The following is a 17,115-nucleotide window of genomic DNA, read 5'->3' as shown; positions in this document are numbered from 1 at the left end:
TCCGACATGCATGTTTCTATACTCTATTGGTATGATAATGAATAAGAACCTTACATTCAAGGAGTGATACGATTGAAATTTGATATTATAGGCGATATTCACGGCTGTTATGACGAATTGCTCCTACTGATTGAAAAGCTTGGTTATTCAATGGAGGCGGGTCTTCCTGTACATAAGGATGGAAGACGTCTTGCATTTGTCGGTGATGCTATGGATCGTGGTCCAAACAGTTACCAAACACTTCTTTTCCTATTCAACATGCAAGATCACGGTCTCTTACTTTACTCTCCTGGCAATCATTGCAATAAATTCTATCGTCTGGCTAAAGGGAATAAGGTTCAGCAAACACATGGACTTGAAACGACTGTCGCTGAATTGGAGGCCCTACCCCCAAGTGAAAAAATACAATTTTACGAACGATATCGTCGCTTTTATGAAGCACTACCCTTGTATGTGTCACTTGACGATGGGAAACTCATTATCGCACATGCGGGCATTCGTGAAAATATGATAGGCGAACCATTTTCGAAAAAAGTGGAGACTTTTGTTCTGTACGGCGATATTACAGGTAAAACACATCCAGATGGACGGCCTGTCAGAAGGGATTGGGCAAAATCTTACGTAGGAACACCTTGGATTGTTTATGGACACACACCCGTCCTCGATGCCCGATTTGTCCAGCGAACAGTAAACATCGATACCGGGTGTGTGTTTGGTGGAAAGTTAACAGCAGTACGCTATCCAGAAATGGAGATTGTTTCAGTACCTTCCTTGCAACCATTCATTCCAGAAAAATTCACATCTTTTGATGCGTAATCAAATGCTCGTTCAACATTTTCATATCGACAGGCATGCCACTTGTGAATGACAGTTGTTCACCTGTTAACGGATGGCGGAATCCAATGGAAGCACAATGCAATGCTTGCCTGTTCAACAATGAGCGAGTACCACCATATAAATCATCACCAACGAGTGGATGGCCAAGCCATTGCATGTGGACACGGATTTGATGTGTGCGCCCTGTATGCAGTACAAGCGATACGCCAGTATATTGGCTGCCAAGACATTCAAAACGGCCAAAGACTTTGGCGTCCGTTCTGGCGTATTGTCCATCCTCCCTTACAATCCGTTCAATAATGCTACCATCTTTTCGTCCAATGGGCTGTTCAATCATTTGCTCATTCCAAGCCACCCAACCTTCAACGAAAGCAATGTACTGACGATAAAAACCCGTCATTCTCATTTGTTCGTTTAACAAATGATGAATATGACGATTTTTAGCGATGCAAAGGAGGCCAGATGTATCTCTGTCCAACCTTGTTACAACATGGACGGTAGACGGGACACGCTCATCTGCGAATTTCCCTGCTACAACATTCGCGATTGTTCCACTGGATTGATCTCTCGATGGAATTGTCCCTTGCCCCGCAGGTTTATCGATGATGACGATTGCTTCATCTTCGTACACGATCGATAACGGTCCAGATTCCGGCGTTAACCCTTCACTCGGCTGTTCTATCGGGAAGCAAATCGTTACCGTATCACCTTCTACAAGCGCATATCTAACCGTTTGTTCATTGCCATTGACGAGGAGCTTGCCACCGTCATACTTCACCGCTGTCAATGTTCGCTTGGAGATCCCTTGACGCTGGAGGAAGTCCCGCAATTGTATGTGGTCTTCTTTGACACTGAACTGTAAGGTGAACGGATTATTATTCATCGCTGGAAATGAATGAATCATGTACTCTCGTCCAAAACGGGAATGGTCTGAACCGGCCAAATCGTACCTTTTCGGATGCAACTTTGTATTCAATCGACTTAACGTCTTTATGCAACAGTTGCAAATGATCGATCGTCACCATGAAATCTGGTCCTTTTACAGGTGTCAACACACAACGATGATGGGCAGGCAAAATGAGAGGCGACCCAACTGTTCTAAACACACGATTATTAATCGACGCCATCTCAGTCAATTGGATAGCTGGTAATGATGGATGGATTATTGCGCCACCGAGTGCCTTATTATACGCTGTTGAACCTGACGGAGTCGACATACAAAGTCCGTCGCCACGGAATCTTTCAAAGTGCACACCGTTCAGTTCAACGTCCATTACAAGCGTCACTTCAGGAGATTTCACGGTCGATTCATTGAGCGCCAAATACGTTGTAGCTTTCTCTGTTTGACGGTAATTGATCGTCACTTCAAGCAAAGGATACTCGATGACGTTATATTCTTTCCTTGCAATTGACAGCACTAGTTTTTCCATTTCTTCCGGTTTCCAATCTGCATAAAACCCTAAATGTCCAGTATGGATACCGATAAAAGCAGTCTCTTGTAAACGATGGATATGTTTGTGGAATGCATGCAATAATGTACCATCGCCACCAATTGAAAGGACAATTTCCGGTTCCGTTTCATCAAAAACAAGTCCGAAATCTGTCAAATAGTCGACCGCTTCATCTTTCAAACGATTAGACAAGGCATCATTTCGGCTTTGAATCGCAAATTTCATCGCTCATACGCTCCTTTCATTTGTTCTCACCATAATCACGATCATCGGTTTCCTTATATGCACTAAAATATTGTTGCGCTTCGTGGATTTCATCCCGTATTAACGACATTTCTTCATCCAATCTGAAAGCCGCTTCAGCAGCTCGTTCCAAACGATGACGGATTTCATCTGGCAATTCACCTTGGTATTTGTAATTCAGAGAATGCTCAATGGAAGCCCAAAAATTCATCGCAAGCGTTCGTATTTGAATCTCAGCAAGAATCGTCTTCTCTCCATGAATCGTTTGGACAGGGTACTCAATGATTATGTGGAACGATCGATAGCCGCTCGGTTTTTTATTGGAGATATAATCCCTTTCTTCGATCACTCGAAGATCAGTACGTTTACGTAAAGTTGTGACAACCTTTCCGATATCATCTACAAATTGGCACATGATACGCAAACCGGCTATGTCTGGCAACTCTTCTGCCAATTCAGCAGATGGTTTGAATGGGATTCTTTTTTCCAGTGTTTTATCATATATGCTTGCAAGAGGCTTTACACGGCCTGTCACAAATTCGACAGGCATATGAACACCTTCCAGTTCGTATTGTGCCCGTAATCCTTTTAGTTTCACTTTCAGTTCTGCAACTGCCTGCTTATAAGGCTCAAGAAATTGTTTCCATTCCCTCATCACTAGCCCTCCCGACTGTTAGTTCACACGTTGAAGGAAAGCCTCGAACTCCTGCTCAACTGCAGTTGTGAATGCCTCTCCATAATTGTCGTTCCCCTCAATATTGTATAAAAGCATCGTTAGCTCCTCGATAAAGCCCTTCAAAGGGATAGATTCATCCTTCCAGACGAGGTAAGGATCTGCACCCCCATCCAATGCTTGCAACATAGATGACCATGTCTCCCTCGGAAAGTGTATGTAAGCGTAGCCTTCATCTGCATCCATTAAATAAACGAATGCTGTTTCATCTGAGTCGGTAATCATTTTTTGTGCAGGTGTGCCAATGGAATGACTTTCGTTTGCTTCTAATATGAAGTGCATGTCATTTCCTACTTTTTGTCCTTCTTTTATACGGTTTTGAATTCGCATCAGACTTCTTCCTTTCACTAATCATACGTTCAGTCTACCATATGAAACGCACTCATGCAGTCTGTAACATGCGTTTTTAGAAGGAACTTGTTATACTTAAATGAGAGTTAACTGTTTGCAACAGTCAGGAAGGGATAGGGTATGAAATGGACGCGCGTGCAATACGTTCTTTACTAGACATACAATCGATGCAGACACTTGGTGCAGTACAATCACAATCTATAAATTACGAAACATCTCTATTTAGCACAATGTTGAGTGAAGTACTTAACGCTACAAGTAATGACAATCTGCAATCTAACTATTTTCAGCACAACACATTCGGTCTGTCTGGCAGTTTGCAGACATTGGAAAGCTTACATTTTCGCAATCCGGAAGCAGTTTATATGCCTGCTGTATTAAATGGATTGGAAAGGTACACGAATTATTCCGTTCATGAAGATATGCAGACTACGATGACCGACAATCAGTTTACCCATGTCATCCGGCAAGCAGCAGATGCCTACAATTTGCCTGAACAGCTCATTTCATCTGTCATTCGACAAGAGTCGAACTTCAACCCAGATGCAATTAGTCATGCAGGTGCCACAGGCTTAATGCAACTTATGCCTGGGACTGCAAAATACCTCGGCGTAAAAAATAGTTTTGATCCGGAGCAAAATATTATGGGCGGGGCAAAATACCTTCGTCAAATGCTCAATCAATTCGGAGATGTAGAACTTGCATTAGCAGCCTATAATGCAGGTCCCGGTAATGTCAAAAAGTATGGAGGGATCCCTCCTTTCAAGGAAACTCAACGTTACGTAGCCACTGTATTAAACTATTATAATCGCTCCATCGGGTAACGCCCCATCGTTCTTTGAAGGCGATTTATTTGTGAAAGAATTGTATGGTTGTTAAAATACTCATACAGTCAGAGCAAAGGAGATTGACATACATGACTCGAAAACCTTTGATTCCTTATGAGGAAATCGGCGCTGCAAAATTATCAGAGCTCATTGATCGTTTTTATGAAAAAGTGGCTGTCCATCCAGACTTATATCCGATTTTCCCAAAAGACCTGACGGAAACAGCACGAAAGCAAAAACAATTCCAAACACAATACTTAGGCGGACCGAACTTATTCACGGAAGAACACGGACATCCGATGATGAAAGCGCGTCATATGCCTTTTCCTATAACACCAACTCGTGCAAGAGCCTGGCTCTCCTGCATGGAGGAAGCAATGGATGATGTCGGACTAGAAGGTCCTCTTCGTGACGTCTATTATCAAAGACTCGTATTGACTGCGAATCATATGGTGAATAAAAGCGAGGAGGATGGGCAGTGAATCGAGAGACCATGTTGGAAAGCAGCATTAGTTCATCAGCTTCATTGTCAAAGCCGATTGAAATCTATGTATTTGTGGATCCATTATGCAATGAAAGTTGGACATTAACACCATTACTTCGCAAACTACAAGTAGAATACGAACGCTACTTTACGTTAAAAATCGTTTTACGCACTTCGTTGCCAAAGATGAATCTCTCTTGCTTGAGAAGTAAAGAGACAACGAATTCTTGTGAAAATCATCATCCCGCTTTTCCAAGCATCGCGATGAAAGCAGCGGAGTTCCAAGGTAAGCGAGCAGGTTTCCGCTTTCTATCCAAACTCTTTGAATATACGTACTTGCAAGCTGGCAACATCCTCTCATTTGACACACTAGTCGACATTGCAGAACGCATCGGTTTGGATGTAGATGAATTCATACTAGACTTTTCATCCAATAACGTATTGCGTGCATTGCAAGTAGACTTGTATTTGGCCAATGAAATGGAAGTTGATAATGCTCCTTCTTTCGTGTTCTTCAATGAAAATATTGAAGATGAAGGGCTGAAAGTAAATGGATTGCATCATTATGAAATTTACGAGCAAATATTAGAAGAGATGGTAGGCTATGCAATCGAACCTGATCTCCCACCAACTTTGGAAGATTTGTTTAAACGATTTGACTCGTTAACGACAAAGGAGATTGCTGATATTTATCAGCTACAGGAAAAGTGTGCAGAACGCGAGTTAAAAAAACAACTCCTTCTTCAAAAAGTGGAGCGCGTTACTTGCCAAGACTTGACGTTATGGAGAAAAAGAAATTAAATCGACGAAAACATAAAGCTGTTTCAAGAAGTGAAAGTACCTTCTTGAAACAGCTTTTTAAATGCTTAACAAATCCTTATTTGAAAGCGCTGCGAGGAAGACAATATAGATCTTCGTAACACTTCTGCTCGAAGTATACAAAAAGAGCATCCGCTCCTGGGGGAGAGGGATGCTCTTTACAAAGGGAATGGGAGAAATGTTCACGTTCAAACAAAAGGGGTGTATGTTTGGTATGTGATTTATTTCACATCTATAACTTATCATAAAATAATTGTACAAGCAACATTTCACGCTAAAATTCACATGACTGTCACAAATTATTTTTTAGACAAACCCTTTACCTACCAATGTTTTACTCTTTCAATCCAACAAAATATAAACAATTGTAGAAATGAAAGCGCTATCTATTCCATTATATAAATATAACAAAATTCTCAAGATAATAATAAAAGACTGACTCAGCACCCAAAAATGCTTTGTCAGTCTCTATTTTTCTGTTTTACTGCTTATTCAGCAATACTTCCAATTCATTTAAACGCTCTTCAAATACTCGGCATGCCTCTTCAATCGGTTCTTTACTTGTCATATCGACACCCGCTTTTTTAAGCACTTCAATTGGATAGTCTGAAGATCCTGCTTTTAAGAACTGATTAATGTAACGGTCTACTGCAGGCTGTCCTTCCGTTAAAATCTGATGGCTTAACGCAATCGCTGCACTGAAGCCCGTTGCATATTGGTAGACGTAGTAATTGTAGTAGAAGTGAGGAATTCGAGCCCATTCCAGTGCAATTTCCTTATCTTCTTCTACTGCGTCTCCAAAATACTTCTTGTTCAACGCTGCATATTCCTCTGACAACTTATCTGCTGTCAGTGCAACCCCTTGCTGATCTAGCTGATGGATCAAATGCTCGAACTCAGCAAACATCGTTTGACGGAAAACAGTTCCACGGAATCCTTCTAACCAGTGGTTAAGCAAGTAAATGCGCTTTTGTTCATCATCTATTGTTTTCAACAGATGATCATTTAATAACGCTTCATTCACAGTCGACGCTACTTCAGCGACGAAAATGGAGTAGCCACTGTACACATACGGTTGAGATTTACGTGAATAATAGCTGTGTACACTATGACCAAATTCATGCGCCAACGTAAACATGTTGTCTACATTATCTTGCCAGTTCATTAAGACATACGGATTTGTGCCATATGAACCTGAAGAATACGCACCCGAGCGCTTGCCTTTATTTTCTCGCACATCGACCCAACGGTTTTCAAGACCTTCCTTCACAATGGAAGCATATTCCTCACCAAGTGGATGGAAACTGTCCAACATTGTTTCTTTCGCTTCTTCATATGGAATTTTCATTTCTACGTCTTTGACCATAGGAGCGAACATGTCCCACATATGAAGTTCGTTAAGTTCTAACACTTTCTTACGCAGTGCGACGTATCGATGATGCAATCCAAGATTTTTGTTAATCGTTTCAACGAGGTTATCATACACTTGCTCTGGAATATGATTTTGAGACAGTGCTGCATGGCGAGCAGATGTATAATTCCGGATGCGTGCGTTTACATTATGACTTTTCACATTTCCACTTAATGTTGATGCAAAGGTATTTTTAAACTCACCATATTTGCTATACATCGCTTTGAATGCCTCTTCACGCACTCTCGGTTCTTTACTTTCTAGGAAACGGATATAACGGCCGTGTGACAGCTCCACTTCTTCTCCGTCCTCATCTTTCACCATTGGGAACGTTAAATCCGCATTATTTAACATGCTGAACGTTTCAGATGGACTTCCTGTCACTTCACCAATTTGCGCTAGCAATGCTTCCTGTTCAGCAGGTAGTACATGCGGACGATGTGCATTTAAAATTTCAAATTCTTGCTTGTATAATTTTAAATGATCATTTTCTTCGACGAATTGATTAAGTTCCTCTTCAGGAATTGTTAGTAGTTCAGGTGTTAAATAAGATAACGCTGTAGACACTTTGATAACGAGTGATTTTGCTCGGCTTTCCATCGCTTGATAGAAGCTGTTCGTCGTGTCTTGGTCACTTTTCAAATGAGCATACGTGTATAATTTACCGATCTTTTCATACAAGTTATCTCGATAGGCCAATGCATCGTATAGGGCTTCAGGACTGTCCGCTAACGTCCCTTTAAATGAAGGCGCTTTCTCACTTAACGTTTCGATTTCTTTAAACGCTTGTTCCCAAGCTTCATCCGTTTCAAATATGTCTTCAAGACGCCAAGTTTCTTCTACTTTTACCTGATCACGCGTCAAAACTTTGTTTTTCGCTTCACTCATTATACAAAATCCTCCCTATCCTCTTTCTTCGTAATCCGAATCATTATCATTCTCTCAATTCTGCGTTGCTTTTGCAAGAAATCTTTCTGAAATGATTTGCAAAACCTCATTTTCACTAAAATCAGTTTCCTCTCCTAATGATTGGAAGTTGTGTTGCCGTAGAAATCGACTATAATTTCTACAGGCTTCCACTTTTTCAGTAGAAGGATTTGAAAACTGGTTGACAAAGCGGCTTATCCAAGTTCGACCTACACGCTGGACAGGCAAGCTATGTTGTTTACAGAAATGAAGCAAACGTAGTTGCCATTCATAGTCCGCTTCTCGGAATGCATCGTGCCCTTTCGTTGGCACGCCAATCCACAAAGGTAACTCAACAGGCAAGATCCGCAACTTGTAACAGCTTAATAAGAATGGATCTTTAATGCCTTTTCTATTCAACAGTATCCGCTTCTTTAAATCGTCCTCACGGAAAGCCTTATACATGTCTGCGTAAGAACGCAAGGCATTTTCATTGAGTAGCTTAGGACGAGCCAAAGGAAAAACTTGATAATGCATCGGTAATACGTGATGTATACCTATATATCGTTGACCGGCTAGATGTAACAAATGATGGTAGTAGTGAAAAGTCTTTGTGTGGGGATAAAAGGTCAGAAGGACGTCTCCTTCAATTGGGGGATTTAAAGTAAACCACTCTTGAAACTTTGAAAGTCTCAAAACACTTACACCTTGGGGACAATCTACTAATGAGATAGGTGTCTGTAAGATCCATATCGGATTCATCCCGATTGTACGAAACCCATCCGTACGTTTTTGGAGTTGATTTACCGGGATTGTGCTGCACTGAAATTCAATTGGTACACATTCTTCATCGGATGTCACTAACAAGTCAGGGCGTTGTTGAATCGCCTTCATCACCGGCTCTAACACGACATCTCTCTTTCGTTTTTGCAACAACCATTCATACAATAATTGTTTTCCGAGGAGATGTTCAGCTGACTCTCCTTCTGCAAATAAATTTTGACAGGAAGAATTGAATGCATGCGCAAAATGAGGTACTTTAAAATCTCCTACTTTCATGTGTACAGGTTTTTTACATTGAGGACAATAAAATGTCTCCATGTCTCTTCGATTCCGTAACGAAATGCGACAATCATCTTTTGACAAGATTACAAGTTGCCCATCCGTTGTACGCGCAGTTAATATGTCCACTCACTCCTCTCCGCTCAATTGTACGAATGTTTGGATGGTTTTGCAACGATATTGTTAGAGCTTTGTTTAGAAAACAGAAAACAGCTGTTACCAAGTATTTCTCATTGGTAACAGCTGAATGGATCTTCAAGTTTCAAAATGCTTGTCAATTGTTTCTAGGACATCTGATTGGATAATCAGTTTGCCATATTCTTCGAGTCGGTGAATCGTCACTTGGGAAATTGAACCATACTCTGATAGAATACTGCCAAAATCAGATTTATCGTCATCATCCATCGTCGAGTCATCAAAGACTACATACAAGTAGAATTTGTTTTCAAATGAATAGAGTGATGTTTCGACTGCGTAAGGCGGAATTTTTTTCGATAGTGGAATCAAATGCTCGAAGTCTTCAAATACGAACATATCGGAGTTCCACACACCGGGATCATCATTCAATTCTTTTAGCAGTTGCTCTGAATCCTCGAACAGACTTGGATCAGGCTGGTATTGCTTACGCGGATCGACTAAACCAAAGCTTTCTTCAGATTCATCGTCTTCGTTCAACTGAGCTCGGGTAACCGTTACTTCTATCCCATTATTCATCGCATGGACTTGTATCCACAACGGTCCTTCTACTTCAAATTCAGTTTCATCGTTAACTTCGTCCATCATCTCCCAGAACAATTCTTCACTTTTATCGCGATTGTACCAAACTTCTTCGCGCGTAAATCCTCGTTCTTCTATATCTATATACGATAAATAAAACTTTACAGTATTATCATTGATACGCTCTATTTCCATCCCTTCTCTCTCCCTTCCTTAATAACAGGCTTATGCCCATTTCTGTATTTTTGCAATATACCTGCAATGCTTATTCTTACTATATGTCCGTCCTTTCCATTTTGAAAGGGTTTCTCTTCTGTTAAGACATGATATTAGCATTGTAGTGAACATCAGCCGGCAAAGCAAGGGGAAAATGAAAAAGCTGATAGGTTTTGGCGAATTATCCGTCAACTCCCTATCAGCATTACTATTTCTTCAGTTAGTTTACCATGCGCCGCGCTTCAAGCAGCTGATAGGCCCTTACTTTTCTAGGTAGGAATCGTCTGATTTCATCTTCATTATACCCTACCTGCAGCCTCTTTTCATCTAGTATGATTGGTCTTCTCAAAAGACCAGGATGTTCTTGAATTAACTCATACAAACGTTGCAACGGCAAGCTTTCTACATCGACGTTCAATTTCTGGAAGATTTTTGAACGTGTTGAGATGATCTCATCGGTTCCATCTTCCGTCATTCGAAGAATTTGTTTAATTTCATTAATATTCAAAGGCTCTGAAAAAATATTGCGCTCAGAATATGGAATATCATGTTCTTCCAACCATGCCTTCGCTTTTCTACATGATGTGCAACTAGGTGAGGTAAATAATGTAACTCCCATTCGCTGACACTTCCTTTCAATTGTCTTGCTCATTTGTATTGTAGTTAAACTAAATTAGAATAATTTTAATGTATCATACATACTTCTTATTATACACATATTCATTCTCAATGAATACACTTTTTACTAAAAAAGTGAAACACCATTTTCACCTGTCACATTTCCGCAATATAACCAAGTTTGTAGCCCGTCAATCTATGTACTACTTTTACCTCTTTACTGTTATACCCGCCGAAAATAACATTTAAACATACAAGCCTTAAATATTTTCTTTTCTCATTTAGATTGTATGAATGAAAAATCACTTCTCACGTAATAGTACGTATACACATTCCAAAAAGTTTCAGGTTTCAATGAAAAAATCCCAGAATCTTTGAATCGACTCTGGGAATCTCATTACGGTGTATAATCTACACCTTCCGTATAGTTATTAGTTGCATTCCATAAAAGATATTCATTAATGCCATTATCTTTCAACGCTTTGATTTGTGCTTCCACTTCGTTCTTCCCGTAGCGAAGGTAGTTGCCTGCCCCTAACCAAGGCGCACTAAAATCTTGTAACCATGGCCGCGAAACTGGCGGATTTTCCAGCTCACCAAGTTTTGCATTTTCCACTTTCGCGTATTCAGTTATAAGTCGATACGGTTCAAGATCAGGTTTTGCAATACCGAAATAAGATGTCCAATGGCTCGGATAAATCATCGAAGAGATGACATCAACATTCTCTGAGATTTTGGAGAAGTTTTGTCCGATTCCAGGGGCTTCCGGCAAAGTCGCAGAGTACCCAAATATGTCAACGGAGACGTCTACGTCATACGGTTTCAATTTTTCTTTGGCATACGCTACAAAATCTGTTACGGCTTGCACTCTTCGTTGAACAGGGTCTAAGTCTGATTCAGCATAAGTACCCATCGAGTATTGCAAGGTTTCATGACGTTTCTCAAACCCTTCTGGGAAACGGACATAGTCGAACTGAATTTCTTGGAAGCCCATCTTGGCAGCTTCAATGGCTATTTCAACATTATGATCCCAAACTTCTTTCATGAATGGATTTACAAAAGCTTCTTTTCTACCATTCTCCCATACTTTATCACCATCTTTAAATGACAATTCAGGCTGTTGTTTAGCAAGTACACTGTCTTTAAAAACTACAACGCGAGCAATTGGATAGACCTTTTGCTTTTCCAATGTTTCTAGCATTTTTCGAGGATCTTTAATATAGGGCTTGCCAATATCTTTTTTATAGAGCGGAGAGTCCTCTGCTGGTTTGTACGTCAAGTTCCCATAATCGTCTTTCACGTCAATTACCATCGCATTCAAATCTGTCGAATCCAGTAATTTTAACAATCTTTCAAAACGAGACCCCCCTGCCGAATGCCCAGTGACATAGATGCCTCTTACTGCATCAGGGTATTCAAAAACAAGACCGGAATCATATCGGAATAATTGAGAACTCGCTACAACATTTTCGTCTATCCCGTTAAAACCGTATGTACGTTCAGCAAAACTGCTATCGGAATCTTTTTGTTCAGTAGCTTGCACACTCATCGGCAATGCGAGAGATGCAGCAAGTACGAAAGAGCTTGCTATTTTCAAATTTCTCATGACACCCATCCTCTCTCCCCTCATTCTATCAAAGCGAAATTCCATTGAATAGACTAAATCATCTATTCCCTACATTTCTTGTTGAAAAACCTATTTTATTCGCGAATCAACACCTTTCTTGCCGAGTAGAACGATTGAAAGAGTGACAAGGATAAAATTCCATTTAACTAAACGAAACTTTTCTATTGCATTGTATCGGTTGCCGTACTATACTATTGACAATTATCTTGCAAAAAGCAAAGACGGAAAGAGTACGCTTGTTGTGACTTTCAAGAGAGCCTGTGGTTGGTGCAAACAGGTAGGACACACAAGAAGAAGTGGATTCCTGAGCTTGATTTGTGAAAGGGTGTACGCACCTGATTAGCATTTCACGTTTCCCGCGTTAAGGGTGTTGAGTGGCCTGCACACAGGTCAATTCGGGTGGTACCACGGTTGATACACATCAGTCGTCCCTTTTTTAGGGATGACTGGTGTTTTTTTTATTTTAAGGAGGCGTTTTAATGAAAACCATTTTCTCAGGCGTACAGCCTACAGGTACAGTGACATTAGGGAACTATATCGGGGCATTTAAGCAATTTACAGAGCTCCAACACGAATACGAATGTCGTTTTTGCATTGTCGATCAACACGCAATTACGGTGCAACAAGACCCTGACGAATTAGCACGGACAATTCGTTCACTCGCAGCAATTTACATCGCGAGTGGCATTGACCCAGAGAAATCCATCCTGTTCATCCAATCTGAAGTGCCTGCACATGTGCAAGCTGGATGGATGATGCAATGTATTTCGTATATCGGTGAGCTCGAACGGATGACACAATTTAAAGATAAATCCGATGGAAAAGAAGGCGTTTCTGCAGCACTTCTTACGTACCCACCGCTCATGGCTGCCGATATCTTAATCTACAACACGGATATTGTGCCTGTTGGGGACGATCAAAAACAACACGTTGAGTTAACACGTGACTTAGCGGAGCGTTTTAACAAGCGCTACGGAAATGTCCTGACAATTCCTGAAGTACGCATTCCTAAAAGTGGCGCACGTATTAAATCTTTACAAGATCCTTTGAAAAAAATGAGTAAATCTGATCCGAATAAAAAAGGAACGATTTCCTTGTTAGACACGCCAAAACAAATTGAAAAGAAAATCAAAAGTGCGGTCACGGATTCAGACGGTATTGTGAAGTACGATGTTGAAAACAAACCAGGCGTATCCAATCTATTGACGATTGAATCTGCTTTGACCGGTGTTTCTATCGCAGAGCTTGAATCGAAGTATGAAGGCCTTGGCTACGGCGCGTTTAAAGCGGGCGTCGCAGAAGCAGTCATTAACCACTTAACACCGATTCAACAAAGGTATGAGGAGTTATTGAACTCACCGGAACTGGATGCTTATTTGGATAAAGGCGCCGAAAAAGCGAATGCCATTGCAACAGAGACGTTTAGAAAAATGGAGTCTGCGATGGGGCTCGGAAGAAGACGGTCAATAGGAGTAAGATAACAGCCAAAACAAAGAGTGTGAAGTCTGCGGTTTGAATGATGAACAAGAAAATTTGCTTCCAGCTATAGCCTAACGATAAATAGTTGAAGTAAAAAATCATGTGCGAGACGGTTACAACAATGAGTCCGTAACTGAGAAGAAAGAGAAAGATTCGCGTCATGTACATCGCCCTTTTTTCTTCCATTGTATGAACGGTCAATCCCCTTTTAGACTACTGATCTAAAAGGGGATTGTTTTGTTGGGAATAAAGATGTAATTGTTACAGTGAGGAAAAGACTTAGTTTGTCAAAAACCATTCGGCGCAAATTTTTGTGGGGTATGACGTGGTGCTTGCCCGCGGATCGGGTCATAGGAGATGGATTGATTCAGGTAGAGTACTCAGATTTGGACAATGATTCATTTTGTAAAATGGAAAACGGTATTCAACATTTTCCTTCAAAACAGCTCATAACTTTGTCAAACGGCTCATAAACACTGGAAACACAGCATATTGACCGAGTTTGCCGCATAATCAGCTAAAACGCCGCATACTAACCACGTTTCGCCGCATAATCCCCAAGAACGCCGCAAACTTAGCAGCAGAATCCCAGCATAAAAAAACTGCAAACCCAAAAAATCAGGTTTGCAGTCAATCAGTCGATCTTCATCCTATTTTCTTAAACACAAGTGATGCGTTATGTCCGCCAAATCCGAGTGAGTTGCTCATTGCATAGTCGATATCAACTTTGCGTGCTTCATTCACAACGTAATCGAGATCGCATTCCGGATCTTCATTGACATAATTCATCGTTGGCGGCAAGATGCCTTCTTGTAAAGCCTTTACCGTAAAGATTGCTTCCAAACCACCTGCTGCCCCTAAAAGGTGACCCGTCATGGACTTCGTTGAGCTCATTGCAAGCTTGTATGCATGTTCGCCAAATACGGTTTTGGCAGCCATTGTTTCAAATAGATCGTTGTACGGTGTGCTCGTACCGTGCGCATTAATGTAATCGATTTTTTCAGGCGTAATTTCAGCTTCTTCCAATGCTTGTCGCATTGCACGCGCGCCGCCTTCCCCTTCAGGTGCTGGCGCCGTAATGTGATGCGCGTCACCTGTAGAACCGTAACCTACTAATTCCGCGTAAATTTTCGCGCCACGTTTTACTGCGTGCTCGTATTCTTCAAGGATTAAGATACCCGCACCTTCACCAATGACAAATCCGTCACGCTCTTTATCAAATGGACGGGATGCGGTTGCAGGATCTGGGTTTAACGATAGTGCAGTGTTTGCGCAGAAACCAGCAACAGACATCGTTGTAATTGGTGCTTCTGCTCCACCTGTGATCATGACGTCCGCATCTCCACGTTTAATCACTTCAAACGCATCACCGATAGAGTTCGTTCCAGATGCACAAGCAGTTACTGTGCACGAATTGATGCCTTTCGCGCCAAAATGGATGGAAACTTGACCAGAGGCCATATCCGGAATCATCATTGGGACGAAGAAAGGACTCACACGGCGATATCCTTTTTCCATAAACGTTTTAAACTGCTGTTCATGCGTTTCCATTCCACCAATTCCTGAACCGATCCATACGCCTGTACGGTAAGCAGTTTCCTCGTCCAATTCAAGATTTGCATCTTTCATCGCCATAATGGATGCCGCCATTGCATAATGCGTAAAACGGTCCATTTTTCGCGCTTCTTTCCGTGGTAAGTATTCTTCAATGTCAAAGTCTTTCACTTCTGCTGCTACTTTCACTGGGAACTGCTCGCTATCTAGTCTTGTCAGTGGCCCGATTCCAGATTTTCCATTAATGACCGCTTCCCAAGATGCTTCAGCAGAATTTCCGACAGGAGAGACAGCTCCGATTCCCGTTACGACAACTCGACGTTTTTCCATACTCAAAACTCCCCTTCATTAAAAACTAGTAATTAAATAACAAAATTTAACCGTTCAGCCTACTCAACAAGCAAGTAGATTAAAGTCGTACACCTAGATGACTTTTCAATTCTTATTCATTATATAATAATGTTCACTTATTTTCCCCATTTAATGCAAAGCGCGCCCCAAGTCAATCCGCCGCCGAAACCGACCAACACGATAATGTCATCGTCTTTAACGCGACCTTCTGCTAAATCATCTACCAAAGAAATAGGTATTGAAGCAGCTGACGTGTTGCCATATTTATGGACGGTTTTGGACATTTTCTCAACAGGCAGGCCTAAACGCTCACGTGATGCTTCCATAATCCGGATATTTGCTTGGTGAGGAATTAAATAATCAACGTCATCAGTCGTCAATCCGGCCTTTTCCGTCACACTTACAGCCGACTCACCCATTTGGCGAACAGCAAATTTAAACACTTCACGACCATTCATTTGAATGTATTTGTCTTGGTAAAGGTATTTGCCGCCTACACCATCCGCACCGAGTTCAAACGATAAGATTCCTCGGCCCTCACTCACTTCACTTACAACTGCAGCACCGGCTCCATCTCCAAATAGCACTGCTGTATTACGATCTTCCCAATCCGTAATTTTGGATAACTTTTCTACGCCGACGACAAGAACATGCTTATACGTTCCTGCTTCGACAAAATGTTTCGCTGTTACAACGCCATACATGAACCCTGCACAAGCTGCAGATACATCCATCGCGGCCGCATTTCTTGCCCCTAAACGCTCTTGAATCATCGTTGCAACAGACGGGAATGGACGATCACCTGTTACGGTCGCCACTAAAATCATGCCGATGTCTTCAGGCTGAAGACCTGCGTTTTCAATTGCACTTACCGCTGCATGGTACGCCATATCTGATGTATCCATATCTGCTTCAGCAATGCGTCTTTCTTCAATTCCAGTACGTGTACGAATCCATTCATCCGTCGTATCAATACGTGCTTCCAAGTCTTTATTCGTAACAATTTGAGAAGGGACATACTTCCCGACACCTATCAACCCTGCGTTCATTTCACATACCCCGTTCCTTATCATCTATTATTAGTACCTGGTATTAATTATAAAAGATGTGCCTATACTTTTCAATATGCAGACACGATTTTGCCAAAGAATGTGGAAAGTGTACATTATTTTGTTTGATGAATGTATGGGCTATGGTATGATAATTAATGAATAAGTATTGTCGAGGTGAATCTGATGAAATATATTATGGCTTTCGTATGGTCTTTCCTTTTAGTGACCATGTTGAATTATGTTGCAGGATCAATCGCTGGAATCCCACATTTCGACTTCATGAGTGGTGTCATCGCTTCTGTTGTTCTTGGAGCAATCATTCTCGTTATTACATCTACTATGTCAGATGAGGAAGTAGCAGATTACTGAGCAACCGG

The 17,115-nt window shown here is 41.3% G+C and carries 18 protein-coding genes and 1 other annotated feature; of the genes, 6 read left to right on the top strand and 12 right to left on the bottom strand.

The window, feature by feature from the left end; all coding sequences use genetic code 11:
* The first annotated feature begins 72 nt into the window (after positions 1-72).
* Positions 73-816 (top strand): bis(5'-nucleosyl)-tetraphosphatase PrpE, encoded by a 744-nt coding sequence (gene prpE, locus NRI27_RS01145; RefSeq protein ID WP_371389216.1) that lies wholly within the window; start codon positions 73-75, stop codon positions 814-816.
* On the opposite strand, the gene NRI27_RS01140 is transcribed toward prpE, so the two are convergent.
* Genes NRI27_RS01140 through NRI27_RS01125 form a run of 4 tightly spaced genes read right to left on the bottom strand, consistent with a single transcriptional unit; the run spans position 797 to position 3,594 of the window.
* Positions 797-1,741: an RluA family pseudouridine synthase gene (locus NRI27_RS01140; RefSeq protein WP_371389215.1), complete on the bottom strand. Its 945-nt coding sequence runs from the start codon at positions 1,739-1,741 to the stop codon at positions 797-799. The genes prpE and NRI27_RS01140 overlap by 20 nt on opposite strands.
* Positions 1,713-2,513, bottom strand: coding sequence for an NAD kinase (locus NRI27_RS01135; protein WP_317942557.1), 801 nt, complete (start codon positions 2,511-2,513; stop codon positions 1,713-1,715). Before NRI27_RS01135 ends, NRI27_RS01140 begins: the two co-directional genes overlap by 29 nt.
* A gap of 16 nt (positions 2,514-2,529) precedes the next feature.
* Entirely contained in the window at positions 2,530-3,186 is a 657-nt protein-coding gene (gene yjbM, locus NRI27_RS01130; RefSeq protein WP_371389214.1) for a GTP diphosphokinase, read from the bottom strand.
* Positions 3,187-3,204: 18 nt separating this feature from the next.
* The gene (locus tag NRI27_RS01125; RefSeq protein WP_371389213.1) at positions 3,205-3,594 is read right to left on the bottom strand and encodes a UPF0738 family protein; all 390 of its coding nucleotides are present in this window, start codon (positions 3,592-3,594) and stop codon (positions 3,205-3,207) included.
* Between the two features lie 146 nt (positions 3,595-3,740).
* On the opposite strand from NRI27_RS01125, the gene NRI27_RS01120 reads away from it, so the two are divergent.
* The 3 genes from NRI27_RS01120 to NRI27_RS01110 all read left to right on the top strand — a co-directional run bounded on the left by NRI27_RS01120 (position 3,741) and on the right by NRI27_RS01110 (position 5,727).
* Positions 3,741-4,439, top strand: coding sequence for a lytic transglycosylase domain-containing protein (locus NRI27_RS01120; protein WP_371389212.1), 699 nt, complete (start codon positions 3,741-3,743; stop codon positions 4,437-4,439).
* Positions 4,440-4,531: 92 nt separating this feature from the next.
* Positions 4,532-4,924: a globin domain-containing protein gene (locus NRI27_RS01115; protein WP_317942553.1), complete on the top strand. Its 393-nt coding sequence runs from the start codon at positions 4,532-4,534 to the stop codon at positions 4,922-4,924.
* The gene (locus NRI27_RS01110) at positions 4,921-5,727 is read left to right on the top strand and encodes a DsbA family protein (RefSeq protein WP_317942552.1); all 807 of its coding nucleotides are present in this window, start codon (positions 4,921-4,923) and stop codon (positions 5,725-5,727) included. Before NRI27_RS01115 ends, NRI27_RS01110 begins: the two co-directional genes overlap by 4 nt.
* 499 nt (positions 5,728-6,226) lie before the next feature.
* Here the strand turns inward: NRI27_RS01110 and pepF are convergent, their stop codons facing one another.
* From pepF to NRI27_RS01085, 5 genes are all read right to left on the bottom strand, one after another.
* Positions 6,227-8,044, bottom strand: coding sequence for an oligoendopeptidase F (pepF, locus tag NRI27_RS01105; RefSeq protein ID WP_371389211.1), 1,818 nt, complete (start codon positions 8,042-8,044; stop codon positions 6,227-6,229).
* A gap of 54 nt (positions 8,045-8,098) precedes the next feature.
* Entirely contained in the window at positions 8,099-9,253 is a 1,155-nt protein-coding gene (locus NRI27_RS01100) for a competence protein CoiA (RefSeq protein ID WP_371389210.1), read from the bottom strand.
* A gap of 126 nt (positions 9,254-9,379) precedes the next feature.
* Positions 9,380-10,036, bottom strand: coding sequence for an adaptor protein MecA (mecA, locus tag NRI27_RS01095; RefSeq protein WP_371389209.1), 657 nt, complete (start codon positions 10,034-10,036; stop codon positions 9,380-9,382).
* Positions 10,037-10,277: 241 nt separating this feature from the next.
* Positions 10,278-10,676: a transcriptional regulator SpxA gene (gene spxA / locus NRI27_RS01090; RefSeq protein WP_317942548.1), complete on the bottom strand. Its 399-nt coding sequence runs from the start codon at positions 10,674-10,676 to the stop codon at positions 10,278-10,280.
* Positions 10,677-11,072: 396 nt separating this feature from the next.
* A complete protein-coding gene (locus tag NRI27_RS01085; RefSeq protein WP_371389208.1) occupies positions 11,073-12,281 on the bottom strand; it encodes a putative glycoside hydrolase in 1,209 nt (402 codons plus the stop codon).
* 230 nt (positions 12,282-12,511) lie between these two features.
* Positions 12,512-12,738, top strand: a binding site (T-box leader).
* A 43-nt stretch (positions 12,739-12,781) separates the two neighbouring features.
* On the opposite strand from NRI27_RS01085, the gene trpS reads away from it, so the two are divergent.
* Positions 12,782-13,783, top strand: a complete 1,002-nt coding sequence (gene trpS, locus NRI27_RS01080; RefSeq protein WP_371389207.1) for a tryptophan--tRNA ligase — start codon at positions 12,782-12,784, stop codon at positions 13,781-13,783.
* Here the strand turns inward: trpS and NRI27_RS18035 are convergent.
* The 3 genes from NRI27_RS18035 to NRI27_RS01070 form a co-directional block, all read right to left on the bottom strand.
* Positions 13,725-13,943 carry a YuzI family membrane protein gene (locus NRI27_RS18035; protein ID WP_483316073.1) on the bottom strand — a complete coding sequence of 73 codons (219 nt, stop codon included), beginning with the start codon at positions 13,941-13,943 and terminating at the stop codon, positions 13,725-13,727. The two genes, trpS and NRI27_RS18035, sit on opposite strands and share 59 nt — an antisense overlap.
* A gap of 483 nt (positions 13,944-14,426) precedes the next feature.
* The gene (gene fabF, locus NRI27_RS01075) at positions 14,427-15,665 is read right to left on the bottom strand and encodes a beta-ketoacyl-ACP synthase II (RefSeq protein ID WP_317942545.1); all 1,239 of its coding nucleotides are present in this window, start codon (positions 15,663-15,665) and stop codon (positions 14,427-14,429) included.
* Positions 15,666-15,802: 137 nt separating this feature from the next.
* Positions 15,803-16,735 carry a beta-ketoacyl-ACP synthase III gene (locus NRI27_RS01070; protein ID WP_371389206.1) on the bottom strand — a complete coding sequence of 311 codons (933 nt, stop codon included), beginning with the start codon at positions 16,733-16,735 and terminating at the stop codon, positions 15,803-15,805.
* A gap of 186 nt (positions 16,736-16,921) precedes the next feature.
* Here NRI27_RS01070 and NRI27_RS01065 point away from each other — a divergent pair, with 186 nt between their 5' ends.
* Positions 16,922-17,107: a DUF2929 family protein gene (locus NRI27_RS01065; RefSeq protein ID WP_317942543.1), complete on the top strand. Its 186-nt coding sequence runs from the start codon at positions 16,922-16,924 to the stop codon at positions 17,105-17,107.
* Positions 17,108-17,115: the final 8 nt, after the last annotated feature.

Origin of the sequence: Sporosarcina sp. OR05 (genome assembly GCF_041414805.1) — a bacterium.
In the GTDB taxonomy this organism is placed as follows: domain Bacteria; phylum Bacillota; class Bacilli; order Bacillales_A; family Planococcaceae; genus Sporosarcina; species Sporosarcina saromensis.
The sequence above is the reverse complement of the archived record's forward strand: the minus strand, read 5'-3'. Positions and strand labels throughout refer to the sequence as shown.